We start from the raw sequence: 13,317 nt of genomic DNA, 5'->3' as shown, positions 1-13,317 counted from the left end.
GCGTCTTTTCTAGAAAAATATAATGACTTTTTTATTAAATTCATGTAAGAAATCGCTCTTACTGTCTCATACTACATGAGGATAGGAGTGGTACGATGAAGAAATGGAGATGTTTATTAGGAGTCCTCGTAATCAGTCTTGTGTGGGGTTTGTTGCTTGATTTCACTATTTATACCACTCATGCAGAGGGGAGACCTTATCCCAAAAAGCCTACAAATACAAATATTTCAGCTCGCGGTTGTGTTAATCAACATCCTGTTTACTATTCGATCAACCTTCCTAAGGATCAGAGGAAGGTAGTGATTACATTTGACGATGGTCCAGATGGCATATATACCCCTAAAGTATTAGATATCTTACAACGATATAAAGTGAAAGCTACTTTTTTTGTCATGGGAAAAAGCGCGGTGAATCATCCGGAACAGCTAAAGAGGATCGTGAAAGATGGACATACGATAGGAAATCATACATGGCACCATAGTGATTTTCAGCTTGTTTCTGAAAGCGAAATTGAGAAGGACCTTTTGAAAAACGAGAAATACATACAAGAAGAGCTAGGCCTTAAACCACTCTACGTTCGTCCTCCTTTTGGGAGGATTAACGATAAAATTTGTCGTGTAGCATCCCGGCATAACTATACATTAGTCCACTGGGATGTCGATCCAAAAGATTGGGACGGTAGAAGTGCAGATCGCATTGTTAGCTGGGTAAAGGAGAAAGTGAAGCCAGGTTCTATTATTTTGTTGCATTCGGGTGGGGGAGAACCTTATCTAGATGGTTCAATTAAAGCTCTACCCCAGATTATTGAATATCTCCGCAGTGAAAAGTATCAGATTGTCCCACTACAAGAGCTACTAAAGATATCGCCTTATGAGAAAGGTAAGAAGAAGTGAGTACGGTTTGGTATGATGATGTATCCCAAAAAAGAGGATTAATCTATTTTTATCATAGATTAATCCTCTTTTTTGATCATTTTTATGCCTTTTAGAATGAAACGTTGCATATGTTTTCATATAATCCCATTTTGAAGATCGTGAGGTTACATTAAAATGGGTGTATAGAATAAATGACCTTGGTGATGATCATTCATTAAGTGAAAGGAAGTTTTCTCATGACAAATATAGGTATGGCTGAGCTAACATCTATGCATGGTATGAGTGAGATGTTGTTACGTTATCACCGTATAATCGGCATGAATCATGAACAATTGATTTTGTTACAAGCAAGTATTCAGTTACATGATGCTGTGGAGATTGAAGAGGCAACGGGATTTTCGAGAGAGACGATTGCAGAATTGTTTTCACAGATATCCGAGCTGGGTATTATTCGTTTTAACGAACGAAACGAACTTGATTATCAGAGCTTATTTGAGACTCTAAAATCGATTGAAAAAAGATCGATGCCGTTTCGCGAGCGGTTAACGAGGGAATATTCGAAAGCGTCACGAACGAATCAGAAGCATGTGGGGTATGTAGAATTGGTACCAGTGAAAAAGGGAGTGGCTGTGAAGTTAATGGATGGTACATTCCTCTCTATTAAGCAGACAAAGGATTTGAGCAACGAATTAATGATGTTTGCTCAATCGATGAAGGAAGAGGACTTACAACGTTTTAATCGAAATGTACAGCAGAAGCAAGACAAGGTTCAAAACGATGAGAATCGCTATGAAGAGTATGAAGATTAACTTCAAGTTATGATATAATGAAAATTCCTAGAATGTGTGTTCGCTTGGTGTAGGGGGGATAGTTTTTGCGGATTATGGGGATTGATCCGGGCTATGCGCTTGTGGGATATGGAGTGATTGACCAAAAAGGTGGCAGATTGGAAGCAGTTGATTATGGTGCGATTCAAACAGAGCCTCATTACTCCATCCCGACCCGAATGAAGCAGGTTTATGATGCGATGAAGGTATTATTGGATCGCTTTCGACCTGAAGTAGTGGCGATTGAGAAATTATTTTTTAATAAAAACGTAACCAATGCACTACTTGTGGTCCAAGCACGAGGTGTTATCATCTTAGCGGTGGAAGAGGCAGGAATCCCGATTACAGAATATACCCCTTCTCAGGTGAAAGTGGGAGCTGTGGGATACGGGAAGGCAGAGAAGCGCCAGGTTCAAGAAATGGTGAAGATGCTACTTCGTTTGTCTAAGGTTCCCAAGCCAGATGATGTAGCAGATGCACTGGCAATCGCAATCTGTGAGGCACATTCTTCCAAGTCGATATCCCAAGTAGGACGAGGAGGAATTTCGTGATGATTGATTTTTTGCGGGGATCGATGGCGTACCGAGGAACTGACTATATAGCGATTGAAGTAGGAGGAGTTGGGTATCAAGTCACAGTGACCAATCCATTTTCCTATGAAGAGCAAGAGTCGGTTTTTCTCTATACTCATCAAGTAGTCCGAGAGGATGCCCAGTTATTATATGGCTTTCAAACAACAGATGAGCGAGATTTATTTCGTTTATTACTAGAGGTTTCTGGAATAGGACCTAAGGCAGGGATTGCGATCTTAGCAGGAGGGAATCCCCAGCAGATTGTATCGGCGATTCAGTTAGAGGATTTAAAATTTCTAACAGCATTACCTGGGATAGGAAAGAAGACCGCACAGCGGATTGTGTTAGATTTAAAAGACAAATTACAGAAACTAGGCTGGGATCGTCGATTCCAATTGACTTTATCGTTGCCAGACCAAATAATGGAGAAATCGGTTCATCGCACAATGGATGACGACTCCAATATGCGAGATGTGGTGGAGGCATTAACGGGGCTTGGCTATCACGAAGAGGAAGCTAGGTCATCCGTGATAAAAGCGAGAGAATCTACCGAAAAAGAACTTTCTACAGGAGAATGGGTTCGTTTGGCTCTACAAGTGTCTGTGAAGAGATAGGAGGGTGAAGGATGGAAGATCGGATCATCTCAAGCAAGATGATGATGGAAGAGGATGAGATGGTTGAGTTTAGTCTGCGCCCTCGATCTCTGCGGGAGTATATCGGACAGTCTCGGGCCAAGGAGAATCTAAAAGTCTACATAGAAGCAGCCAAGATGAGAAATGAAACGCTTGATCATGTATTGTTATACGGACCCCCAGGTCTAGGGAAGACGACACTTTCCCATATTATTGCTAACGAGATGGGAGCACAGATCCGCACGACTTCAGGTCCTGCGATTGAACGCCCTGGGGATCTAGCAGCGATTTTGACTAATTTACAACCGCATGATTTTTTATTTATTGATGAAATACATAGATTAAATCGTTCTGTAGAAGAAGTATTATATCCAGCAATGGAGGATTTTGCGCTTGATATTATGATTGGTAAGGGTCCTAGCGCCCACTCAGTTCGGTTGGACCTCCCCCCCTTTACCTTGGTAGGAGCGACTACAAGAGCGGGTTCTCTTTCTGCCCCCCTCCGAGATCGATTTGGTGTAGTGAGCCGTTTGGAGTATTATACCCAAGAAGAGTTAGCTTTTATTGTGATGAGAGCATCTGATTTGTTACAAGTAGGGATTCGAGAAGAAGGGGCTCTCGAGATTGCGGCTCGTTCCCGAGGGACGCCTCGTGTTGCAAATCGGCTTCTAAAACGAGTACGTGACTTCGTTCAAGTGCAAGGGGATGGGGTCATCACAGGAGATGCTGCACGAGATGCATTAGACCGAATTCAAGTGGATAGACTGGGATTAGATCACGTCGACCATCGATTGCTACTCTCGATTATCGAGAAGTTCCGCGGAGGTCCCGTGGGACTGGATACCATCGCCGCTACCATAGGTGAAGAGCCAAATACCATTGAAGACGTGTACGAGCCCTATCTTATGCAAATCGGCTTCCTTCAGAGAACCCCCCGTGGGCGGATGGTGACGTTACGTTGCTGCGAGCATTTTGGTTTACAATGGCCCGAAAAGTGATTCTTACTATTTGAGCTGTGGATAGATACATGCCCGAGGATTGTCGCGACAGACATTCCTTTGATTTTCGTATTGGTAATGATATTTTGGAGTGAGCATACATGAACGTAGCAGATTTTTCATTTGAGTTACCCAAAGAACTAATTGCACAGACCCCATTAACCGATCGAACTGCTTCTCGGTTAATGATTGTAAACCGCAAGTCAGGAGAGCTAACACATACGCAATTTCCTGAGGTTGTGGGCTATTTAGAAGCAGGAGATGTACTGGTCCTAAATGATAGCCGAGTTCGACCTGCGCGGCTTATTGGGACGAAAGCAGATACGGGGGCGAAGATTGAGCTTTTATTATTACAACCGATGGGCGGAGATCGCTGGGAAGCTCTAGTGAAGCCAGCTAAGAGGGTGAAGCAAGGATCGGTTATCCAATTTGGCAATGGAGAACTGCGAGCTGTTGCGGAAGAGTCGACCGAAGTGGCAGGGGGGCGTGTGTTTCGCTTAGAGTACCAAACTGATGATATAGAAGCCCTGTTTACCCAATTAGGCGAGATGCCCCTGCCTCCCTATATTCATGAACAATTAGATGATCCTGAACGATATCAGACAGTCTTCTCTCGCTCGATAGGCTCTGCGGCGGCTCCAACTGCGGGGCTTCATTTTACGGATGAGATTTTGACGGCGATTCGCCAAAAAGGTGTACAAGTTGCATTTATTACCCTTCATGTGGGATTAGGTACATTTCGACCTGTTACGGTTGATAAGATCGAAGAGCATCAGATGCATGCTGAGTATTATGAGATGAGCGAAGAGACAGCATCCACTATAAGGGAAGCCAAAAAAGCAGGAAAACGAGTGGTAGCCGTCGGAACGACTTCGATTCGTACCTTGGAGACCATTGCGAGAAGGTTTGTGTCAGAGGTGCAAGCTTGTAGTGGATGGACGGATATTTTTATCTATCCAGGATATGAGTTTCAGATAGTAGATGGGTTATTGACGAATTTTCATTTACCACAGTCCACTCTATTAATGCTGGGAAGTGCTTTTAGCAGTCGGGATATCTTGCTTCATGCGTATGAAGAAGCGGTGCAGGAGCGATATCGGTTTTTTAGTTTTGGAGATGCTATGTTGCTTATATGATGACTTGTCTTCTATAATATTGGCAGTGGTAAAGGTTTTTTCGTTATAATGGATAATAAGTTAGGAAGGAACTAGAATATTGGCTGTACGTTATGAACTATTGAAGCAATGTAAGCAGTCTGGTGCACGACTCGGAAGGCTTCATACGCCACATGGTGTCATTGAGACCCCCATCTTCATGCCGGTAGGTACACTGGCGACGGTAAAAACAATGAGTCCAGAAGAGTTAAAAGAGATGGATGCACAGATTATCTTGAGTAATACATACCATTTATTTATTCGGCCAGGTCATGAGATTGTAAAAGAAGCGGGTGGATTACATCAGTTCATGAACTGGGATCGTCCGATTTTGACCGATAGCGGTGGATTTCAAGTTTTTAGCCTAGGTGATTTGCGTAAGATTACCGAGGAAGGGGTGCAATTTCGTTCGCATTTGAGCGGAGAGAAGTTGTTCTTATCTCCTGAAAAGGTGATGGCGATTCAAAATGCTCTCGGTGCGGATATTATTATGGCGTTTGATGAGTGTCCGCCCTATCCAGCAGAGTATGAGTACGTGAAAAACTCGACTGAGCGCACTTATCGGTGGTTAAAAAGATGTAAAGAAGCCCACGATCGTCCAGAAGATCAGGCGTTATTCGGTATTGTCCAAGGGGGCGAATACCGTGAGCTTCGCGAAGAGAGTGCTCGACAGTTAGTGGACTTGGATCTGCCAGGCTATGCGGTAGGTGGGTTAAGCGTAGGAGAACCACATGAGATGATGTTTGAGATCCTTGGATATACGACACCCCTTCTTCCTAAGGACAAGCCCCGCTATCTAATGGGAGTCGGTTCACCAGAAGCTCTAATTCAAGGAGCCATTCTGGGGGTCGACATGTTTGACTGTGTCTTACCTACTCGAATAGCAAGAAATGGGACTACGATGACGAGTGGAGGTCGCCTTGTTGTGCGGAATGCTAAATTTACGCGTGACTTCGGTCCATTAGATCCCAATTGTGATTGCTACACTTGTCGCAACTATTCTCGTGCCTATCTTCGTCATCTTATTAAGGCAGATGAAACGTTTGGGCTTCGATTGACAACGTACCATAATCTGTATTTCCTACTTAACTTGATGCACCAAGTACGTCAAGCCATCATGGAGGATCGTCTTCTCGATTTTCGTGATGAATTTATGATGAAGTACTATGGTACCTTAAATCCGGTCCAAAAATTTTAAATTTAAACCACATTTAGGAGGAATACCCATGCAACAGTACCAAGCATTTATTTTCCCTGTCTTGCTAATCGCGATTTTCTATTTCTTGCTAATCCGTCCACAAAATAAGAGTCGTAAACAGCGTAATGCTATGATCGCTTCTTTAAGTAAGGGAGATAAAGTTGTAACGATTGGTGGCCTTCATGGTACGATCGTCGATTTAAATGATCAGACCATTACCATTAAAGTAAACGACAACACTCGTCTTGTTTTTGAACGTGCCGCGATCAATGAAAAGAAAACCGGCACAGATGTAACAGCCACTTCAACTGAAGAGACATAAGAAGAAAAATAAAAAGCTATTTTCTCCGATCAAAGGAGAAATAGCTTTTTATTTTTTGGATAGGTTAATCCCAATCATCCCGCCTAAGGCTCCTAGTCCAAATGAGCATATACCAAAGATCAACGGCTCGACACGTAGTGAGGTATCAAAGGCGAGAAATCCGATGATCATCAGTATCAGTGTGTAAAGAATGCCTTGAATCCCCCCCATAATCCAGCCATTTCGTTCCGTTCGTTTTCCAGAGATCAGACCGCCCGTAAAAATCGAGCTAGCGTTAATCAGAAAAGTAATCCATGGCAAGCTACTGGTTTGGAGGTCCGTGTAGCGGAGTACGACGGCTGTACCGAGAGAAAGGATGAGTACGGATGACCATATCACACATTGGCCCATGATCCATGGGGAGTTCAGGCCAGTACGATTGGAATGAAAAATCGTTGCTTTCATAAAGGATTCTACTCCCTTCGTATGTTGATTAGGGCAATTCGGGCAAAGTAACTTCGGAAATGCCTGCTTTGGTACAATTTATGAGCCAGTCCATTCATATATGATTTTAATAGTAGAGATTTCGAGATCATAAAAAATCGGCTTACGGTCAAAATAAACAAATAGGACTGAAATATAATCGACCAACTATGCTAAACGAGGAGCAATGTATCTTACCATTTTCACCGGAAAGGAGGAAACTGTGTGCTTTGGATGTCCGTGCTACGAACCATTTTCATCTATATTTTTCTTTTTCTCATGATGAGATTAATGGGAAAAAGAGAGATTGGGAAATTATCGATATTCGATTTAATTGTATCATTTATGATCGCGGATCTAAGTGCGATCGTACTAGATGATATTGAAAGACCTCTTGTGGATGCCATTGTACCCATTCTCGCTCTGGTTTTATTACAAATTGGGATGTCATATTTGTTGCTTAAGAGTCGCAAAGCACGCAACCTGATTGAAGGAGAGCCAACTGTTATCGTCAGAGATGGAAAAATTATTGACTCCATAATGGCGAAATCAAGATATAATCTTGATGACTTATTAATGCAACTACGTGAAAAAGACATCCCTGATGTATCGGATGTAGAGATTGCTATATTAGAGACTTCAGGGAAATTAAGCGTGTTTCCCAAGGTGGAAAAGGCCCGACTAACAAAGGGAGATGTGCAAAATGATGGTTCTAAGTTACGTCCGTTTCGCATGCCAATTCCTGTTATCATTGAAGGAAGGGTGCAGGAGCAGGAACTGACGGAATCGGGATATAACCATATATGGCTTAAGCAAGAGTTGCGAAAAAAGGGAGTGAAGGATTTTAAAAATGTATTTTATGCAAGTGTTGATCAATATGGAAATATTTATATCGATTTAAGAGATACATAATGCCTTTGCCTAAGATGAAAGGAATCATTTTAAGCAGAGGCATGTTTAATTTATCTTGGGAGGAACCGAGCCACCCAAGCTCCTACATATGGGAGACGAGATACGTCATCTTTTCGAATTAAGGAAAAGAGAACGAGGCAAATGAGATAGATCCCGAACCCGCATAAGATGGTTAATAAAATGCGTTGTAACAAGGGACTATGTGCTTGGGTTCCTAAATAGTAGCAGACGAATCCCATCCCACCGATGCTGATACTAAGTTTTACTAGTTCTCTAGCATTAATCATGTAAGGGACGAGTTTGATAATACTAAGAAAATGCAAGCAGGTTACAACGAATATGCCGATATTGATAGCGATGGCCACTCCCATAATGCCAAGTGATGGCCTAGTGGCGAGGAGCCAGATAAATACCATTTTAATGACAGCTCCGATAATGGAATTTCGCATCGCGATATTTGCTTTGTCCAACCCTTGAAGCACAGCGGCAAAAGGACCTTGTAAGTAGTGAAATAAAGAAATGGGAGCCATGATCTGAATCATTTGACCAACACTTGGTTGATGATAGAGCAAGGTAGCAAGTGGTTCTGCTAGCACATAAACCAACATAGTACAGGGAGCACCGATAATTAAAGAAAGCCGGATTGCCTGTTGTAGTCTTCGCTCGATTAAGGTGGTATTATTTTGCGCTGCTGCCTCGCTCACTGCTGGAACGAGGGAGACGGTTAAGGCGTAGGTAATAAAAGCGGGAAAGAAGACTAACGGTAACGCCATTCCCTCTAACTGGCCGTATAAGGCTGTAGAGGTAGCTGCGGCGATCCCAGCAATGGCTAAACTTTGCGATACAATAATAGGCTCTACCGCATAAGCAAGGGAGCCGATGGTTCTGCTCAACGTAACGGGAACAGCAACCCGGAAGAAGTCGGTTATCGTGTTGAATCGACTCACAATATTTTTTTCATCTTTCTTGTTTTCTCTCCTCTTCCATATTTTTCTTAAAATAGGACACTTTGGATCTTTTCGGTATCGATAATAGAGGAATAACATCCCTGTAAACTCACCGATTACCATTCCGATCATTGCCCCCGAAGCGGCATATTCCACACCGTAGGGTAGCAAATATTTTGCTAACATGAGGACCGTAAAGATCCTCACTACTTGTTCGATAATTTGAGAAAGAGCATACGGGCTCATATTTTGTCGGCCTTGGAAGTAACCGCGGAAGATGCTGGATACGGCGATAACAGGAATGATGGGAGTGATTCCCATCAGAGCGTAGAGTGTTCTAGGGTCAGTTAATAGGGTTTTGGCTAAGATTGGAGCAAAGACAAATACCAAACTGGTAACGATTGTACTGGTGATTCCTACTACAATCCCTGCTACAATAATGATGTGTGGGATCTTGTGCTCTTCATTTTTAGCCTCAGCTTCGGATACTAGCTTTGAGATTGCTACAGGGATTCCAGCAGAAGTGATCACAACAGCGAAGATTAAAATCGGAAAAGCAAGTTGAAAAAGGCCCATTCCTTCGTCCCCGATCAGACGAGATAAAGCAATGCGATAGATAAAGCCAAGAATTTTGGTTAAAAATCCAGCACCTACCAGTATGAGGGTGCCAGCGAGGAAGCTCTGTTTGTGCATGGTAACTCCCTTCTTCCGTCCACTACGTTTTAGTACAAGTTATGCCTTGTCCGATAGGCTCATGACTCTTTTTCGTAGATAGAAGGAAAGAAGGTTACGCGTGCAGAATTGATACATTCAAAAGATGTCGAATGAGTAAGATTGGAGGGAAACGATGTCGATGCTAGCTTTGCCTGAACAGGAATATGATTTCGATGAAGATGAAATTCAACAATTAACATCGGAAGAATTAGATGAATGCCTCGAAGATCTTTGTAGAAGTAAAGCATCCGAGTTTCATTTATATGGATATGAAAATGTAACACCCGAACAAATATGGGCTTGTGTTTCAGATGAACATCGTCAGGGCACCCCGAGACTAAACCGCTTAGTGAACGATATTATGTCTCTAAAAGCGAGCCGCTTTATGAACTGGTTAATGCTACATAATATCTATAAAAGTGAGTAAAGTCTTAAAGGTCATCAGCCATGCTGATGGCTTTATTTGTCACAATTGACTCCCGGGGCTTCACTTGGGATAATAGGACTTGGTAATGGAATAAGGAGGACAGTCCATGAAGGTCAAAAAAGGAAAAGTAACGATTTTTATCATCATCGTCGTGGCGATCCTCGCGCTTGCTGGTACGACCGCTCTTCCAGTGTGGAACAAGATTACAAAGGGATTGGATTTACAAGGGGGCTTTGAGGTTTTATATGAGGCACCCAAGGATCAAAAAGTAGATAAAGCCATTCTTCTTGATGTAGCAAACGCACTTGAGCGACGAATTAACGTACTGGGTGTGTCTGAGCCCGAGATTTCGATTGAAGGGAATAATCGAATTCGGGTACAGTTAGCAGGGGTGAAGGATCCTGCGAAGGCTCGGGAGCTCTTAGGGAAACAGGCTGAATTAACATTCCGTGAACCAACAGGAAAAACGGCTGTTATTAAGGGTGCCGACCTGAAACCAGGTAGTGCCAAATTAAGTTTCGATGAATACAATAGCCCGGTTGTGGCCATTGAATTTAAAGATGGAAAAAAATTCGAAGAGATTACAAAAAAATACATAGGGCAACCTTTACCGATCTATTTGGATGAAAAGGAGTTGAGCAGCCCTGTCATTCAAACCGTGATCAGTGGTGGGAAAGCAACCATCAGTGGACAAAAGACCCCAGAAGAGGCAAAGGAATTAGCAAGCCTCCTAAATGCAGGTGCCCTTCCGATCAAGCTTCAAGAAGTTCAAAGCTTTGCTGTGGATGCGAGTTTGGGACATCAATCGATGAGGGATACCTTAATAGCAGGTGGACTTTCTGTTCTCATGATCTTTATCTTTGTAATTGGTTTCTATCGTCTACCAGGTCTTGTGGCTGTTATGACTCTGATCGCATACACATACCTAAACTTGGTTATCTTCGCTTTCTTAAAAGTAACTCTTACCCTGCCGGGGATTGCCGCCTTTATCTTAGGGATTGGGATGGCAGTAGACGCCAACATCATTATGTCAGAGCGTATTCGTGAAGAATTACGTGTAGGTCGTACGGTGAAGAGTGCGCTGAAAGCAGGTTCTAAGCGCTCATTCTTAACGATTTTTGATGCGAACTTTACGACTATTTTAGCTGGTGGTGTCTTATTTGCTTTTGGTACGGCTGGGGTAAAAGGATTCTCAGTGGCATTGATCGTCGGGATTTTGTGTAGTTTTGTGACCGCAGTTGGATTGTCACGTTGGTTGATGTCACTCTTAGTCAACTCAAATCTAGTGAAAAATCCCGTGCTGTTCCGTGTGAAGGAGGATGAGATTGGTGAACTATAAATTTAATTTTGTGCGTTATCGCAAACCGTTCCTATTAGCCTCTCTCATCATCGTGTTAATCGGGATTGGTTCTCTCTTTATTCAAGGATTAAATCTAGGTGTTGACTTTGTGAGTGGTACACGCCTTGATTTTACGGTGAAGCAAAACGTTGATGTGGAAAAGGCAAAAAGTGTTCTAGAGAACAACGGTTTTAAGCATCCTAATGCACGTGCGGCTGGCGACAAAAAAGAAATAGTCGTCTTCCGTACAGAAAGTATTTTAGATAAGCCGAAAATCGATAAACTCGCAGGGGATTTATCAAAGGAATTTGATGTGAAGGTAACGGTGCAGGAACAGAAAGTAGACCCCATTATCGGGCGCGAACTGGCACGTAATGCCATCATTGGCGTACTGATTGCTTGTGCCATTATTGGGATTTACATTGCATTTCGCTTTGAATATCGATTTGCGATGGCAACGGTAGCTACGTTGTTATACGATGCTTTTCTTATCATCACGTTCTTCTCTCTGTTCCAGATCGAAGTAGACCTATTCTTTATCGCCGCGATCCTAACCATCATTGGTTATTCGATGAACGATACAATTGTCGTCTTTGACCGGATTCGTGAAAATGAAGAGAAGCTACAACCAAAGACATGGGAACAATTATCTGATATGGTAAACCAAAGTATCCAACAAACCTTGGTTCGATCGATTAATACGGTTCTCACTGTATTATTTGGCGCCGTATCCCTATTCCTACTGGGTGGAGAGGGAATTCGGAATTTCTCCCTTGCTCTAGTTGTTGGACTATTAGCAGGAGCGTATTCTTCGATCTTCATCGCCTCCCAGACCTGGGTTATGTGGAAATGGCGCTCAATAAAGGCTGGAAAAGAAGAGCCGAAATTATCACCTACAACTGAATAAGAACATCATTGTTTCCATACAATGAAGGAAAAGACCGCGGAGAAGATCTGCGGTCTTATTTCTGGAGGAGCAACTATGGGTGATCAACGGTTTCAAGAGATCAATCGAGCAGCGTGGATTGGGATATTTTTTAATATCTTATTGACCATTGTAAAGGGGATAGTTGGCTTTTTGGCTAATAGTCGTGCCTTGATTGCGGAAGCGGCTCACTCAGCAGCTGATTTAGTGGGCTCTCTTACTGTCTATTTTGGAATTCGTGTAGCGAAGCGTCCTCCAGACCCCGAACATCCGTATGGGCATGGCAAAGCAGAGATAGTGGCATCATTTATCGTAGCGGTCTTGTTATCTATGGTGGGAGTGGAGATTGCACGAAGTTCCTTCCAAGCATTATTTGATAAATTGGAGCCCCCAGGTATTTCGGCTGCGGTTGTCGCCTTGCTATCGATTTTGGTAAAAGAGATGTTATATCGTTATACTTATCGGATAGGAAAGCGTCAAAATAGTCAAGCTACAGTAGCTCATGCTTATGAACATCGCGCCGATGTATTTGCCACGATCGCGGCCTTAGTGGGGATACTCGGGGCGGTGCTAAGCCAGTATATCGGTGTTCCCGAGTTAGTCTATCTCGACCCGATTGCAGGTATGGTAGTCTCGCTATTTGTCTTTTGGATGGCTTACCGATTAGCTCGTGAAGCGATTTATAATTTACTAGACCCTGTCCTTCTTCCGAAAGAAGCCCAAGAATTAATTGATGCAGTTCGACCAGTAACAGGTGTGATGGATATTGATAACTTACGTGCTCGTCAGCACGGTCATTATGTGATTGTAGACGTAAAAATTTCCGTAGATCCCCATATTACAGTTGAAGAAGGGCATCGAATTGGGAAGCAGGTAAAGCGAACCCTCTTAGACCGTTTTGATCATGTAGAAGATGTATTTGTACATGTAAACCCATATGATGGAAAAATTTTGCAGTAGAAATAAGGAATGAATCACCGTTTTCCCTATCTTTGTGCTATAATCATACCGCG

General features: G+C 42.8%; 15 protein-coding genes. 13 read left to right on the top strand and 2 right to left on the bottom strand.

All coding sequences use genetic code 11. The features are described 5' to 3' along the window. The first annotated feature begins 95 nt into the window (after positions 1-95). The 8 genes from BT147_RS02315 to yajC all read left to right on the top strand — a co-directional run bounded on the left by BT147_RS02315 (position 96) and on the right by yajC (position 6,578). Positions 96-893, top strand: a complete 798-nt coding sequence (locus tag BT147_RS02315) for a polysaccharide deacetylase family protein (protein ID WP_072330487.1) — start codon at positions 96-98, stop codon at positions 891-893. Positions 894-1,111: 218 nt separating this feature from the next. After that, a complete protein-coding gene (locus tag BT147_RS02310) occupies positions 1,112-1,684 on the top strand; it encodes a hypothetical protein (protein ID WP_072330485.1) in 573 nt (190 codons plus the stop codon). 65 nt (positions 1,685-1,749) lie between these two features. Further along, positions 1,750-2,253: a crossover junction endodeoxyribonuclease RuvC gene (gene ruvC / locus BT147_RS02305; protein ID WP_072330483.1), complete on the top strand. Its 504-nt coding sequence runs from the start codon at positions 1,750-1,752 to the stop codon at positions 2,251-2,253. Further along, the gene (ruvA, locus tag BT147_RS02300) at positions 2,253-2,888 is read left to right on the top strand and encodes a Holliday junction branch migration protein RuvA (RefSeq protein WP_072330482.1); all 636 of its coding nucleotides are present in this window, start codon (positions 2,253-2,255) and stop codon (positions 2,886-2,888) included. The genes ruvC and ruvA overlap by 1 nt, the downstream gene beginning before the upstream one ends. Positions 2,889-2,899: 11 nt before the next feature. Next, complete coding sequence (ruvB, locus tag BT147_RS02295) at positions 2,900-3,904, top strand: Holliday junction branch migration DNA helicase RuvB (RefSeq protein WP_072330480.1); 1,005 nt, start codon at positions 2,900-2,902, stop codon at positions 3,902-3,904. 101 nt (positions 3,905-4,005) lie between these two features. Continuing rightward, positions 4,006-5,040 (top strand): tRNA preQ1(34) S-adenosylmethionine ribosyltransferase-isomerase QueA, encoded by a 1,035-nt coding sequence (gene queA, locus BT147_RS02290; RefSeq protein ID WP_072330478.1) that lies wholly within the window; start codon positions 4,006-4,008, stop codon positions 5,038-5,040. Positions 5,041-5,116: 76 nt separating this feature from the next. Continuing rightward, complete coding sequence (tgt, locus tag BT147_RS02285; RefSeq protein WP_072330476.1) at positions 5,117-6,256, top strand: tRNA guanosine(34) transglycosylase Tgt; 1,140 nt, start codon at positions 5,117-5,119, stop codon at positions 6,254-6,256. A 28-nt stretch (positions 6,257-6,284) separates the two neighbouring features. Further along, a complete protein-coding gene (gene yajC, locus BT147_RS02280) occupies positions 6,285-6,578 on the top strand; it encodes a preprotein translocase subunit YajC (RefSeq protein ID WP_072330474.1) in 294 nt (97 codons plus the stop codon). 48 nt (positions 6,579-6,626) lie between these two features. On the opposite strand, the gene BT147_RS02275 is transcribed toward yajC, so the two are convergent. Continuing rightward, a complete protein-coding gene (locus BT147_RS02275) occupies positions 6,627-7,022 on the bottom strand; it encodes a TIGR04086 family membrane protein (protein ID WP_083426294.1) in 396 nt (131 codons plus the stop codon). Positions 7,023-7,274: 252 nt separating this feature from the next. Here BT147_RS02275 and BT147_RS02270 point away from each other — a divergent pair, with 252 nt between their 5' ends. Then, entirely contained in the window at positions 7,275-7,952 is a 678-nt protein-coding gene (locus BT147_RS02270; protein WP_072330879.1) for a DUF421 domain-containing protein, read from the top strand. 50 nt (positions 7,953-8,002) lie between these two features. On the opposite strand, the gene spoVB is transcribed toward BT147_RS02270, so the two are convergent. Next, the gene (gene spoVB / locus BT147_RS02265) at positions 8,003-9,592 is read right to left on the bottom strand and encodes a stage V sporulation protein B (RefSeq protein ID WP_072330472.1); all 1,590 of its coding nucleotides are present in this window, start codon (positions 9,590-9,592) and stop codon (positions 8,003-8,005) included. Between the two features lie 154 nt (positions 9,593-9,746). Between spoVB and BT147_RS02260 the strand changes: the two genes are divergently transcribed. From BT147_RS02260 to BT147_RS02245, 4 genes are all read left to right on the top strand, one after another. Further along, positions 9,747-10,040 (top strand): post-transcriptional regulator, encoded by a 294-nt coding sequence (locus BT147_RS02260; RefSeq protein WP_143187881.1) that lies wholly within the window; start codon positions 9,747-9,749, stop codon positions 10,038-10,040. Between the two features lie 106 nt (positions 10,041-10,146). Next, positions 10,147-11,379, top strand: coding sequence for a protein translocase subunit SecD (gene secD, locus BT147_RS02255; RefSeq protein ID WP_072330470.1), 1,233 nt, complete (start codon positions 10,147-10,149; stop codon positions 11,377-11,379). After that, positions 11,369-12,286: a protein translocase subunit SecF gene (gene secF, locus BT147_RS02250; protein WP_177239632.1), complete on the top strand. Its 918-nt coding sequence runs from the start codon at positions 11,369-11,371 to the stop codon at positions 12,284-12,286. The genes secD and secF overlap by 11 nt, the downstream gene beginning before the upstream one ends. 75 nt (positions 12,287-12,361) lie before the next feature. Next, a complete protein-coding gene (locus BT147_RS02245; RefSeq protein ID WP_072330466.1) occupies positions 12,362-13,264 on the top strand; it encodes a cation diffusion facilitator family transporter in 903 nt (300 codons plus the stop codon). Positions 13,265-13,317: the final 53 nt, after the last annotated feature.

It is taken from the genome of Thermoactinomyces sp. DSM 45891 (genome assembly GCF_900119485.1).
GTDB lineage: Bacteria > Bacillota > Bacilli > Thermoactinomycetales > Thermoactinomycetaceae > Baia.
This window is presented reverse-complemented; position numbering and strand designations above follow the sequence as displayed.

Excerpts from the sequence above, each read along its gene's own strand:
- BT147_RS02315 (WP_072330487.1), top strand. The coding sequence starts at position 96 with ATGAAGAAATGGAGATGTTTATTAGGAGTCCTCGTAATCAGTCTTGTG.
- BT147_RS02310 (WP_072330485.1), top strand. The coding sequence starts at position 1,112 with ATGACAAATATAGGTATGGCTGAGCTAACATCTATGCATGGTATGAGT.
- ruvA (WP_072330482.1), top strand. The coding sequence starts at position 2,253 with ATGATTGATTTTTTGCGGGGATCGATGGCGTACCGAGGAACTGACTAT.
- ruvB (WP_072330480.1), top strand. The coding sequence starts at position 2,900 with ATGGAAGATCGGATCATCTCAAGCAAGATGATGATGGAAGAGGATGAG.
- queA (WP_072330478.1), top strand. The coding sequence starts at position 4,006 with ATGAACGTAGCAGATTTTTCATTTGAGTTACCCAAAGAACTAATTGCA.
- yajC (WP_072330474.1), top strand. The coding sequence starts at position 6,285 with ATGCAACAGTACCAAGCATTTATTTTCCCTGTCTTGCTAATCGCGATT.
- BT147_RS02275 (WP_083426294.1), bottom strand. The coding sequence starts at position 7,022 with ATGAAAGCAACGATTTTTCATTCCAATCGTACTGGCCTGAACTCCCCA.
- BT147_RS02270 (WP_072330879.1), top strand. The coding sequence starts at position 7,275 with ATGTCCGTGCTACGAACCATTTTCATCTATATTTTTCTTTTTCTCATG.
- spoVB (WP_072330472.1), bottom strand. The coding sequence starts at position 9,592 with ATGCACAAACAGAGCTTCCTCGCTGGCACCCTCATACTGGTAGGTGCT.
- BT147_RS02260 (WP_143187881.1), top strand. The coding sequence starts at position 9,747 with ATGTCGATGCTAGCTTTGCCTGAACAGGAATATGATTTCGATGAAGAT.
- secD (WP_072330470.1), top strand. The coding sequence starts at position 10,147 with ATGAAGGTCAAAAAAGGAAAAGTAACGATTTTTATCATCATCGTCGTG.
- BT147_RS02245 (WP_072330466.1), top strand. The coding sequence starts at position 12,362 with ATGGGTGATCAACGGTTTCAAGAGATCAATCGAGCAGCGTGGATTGGG.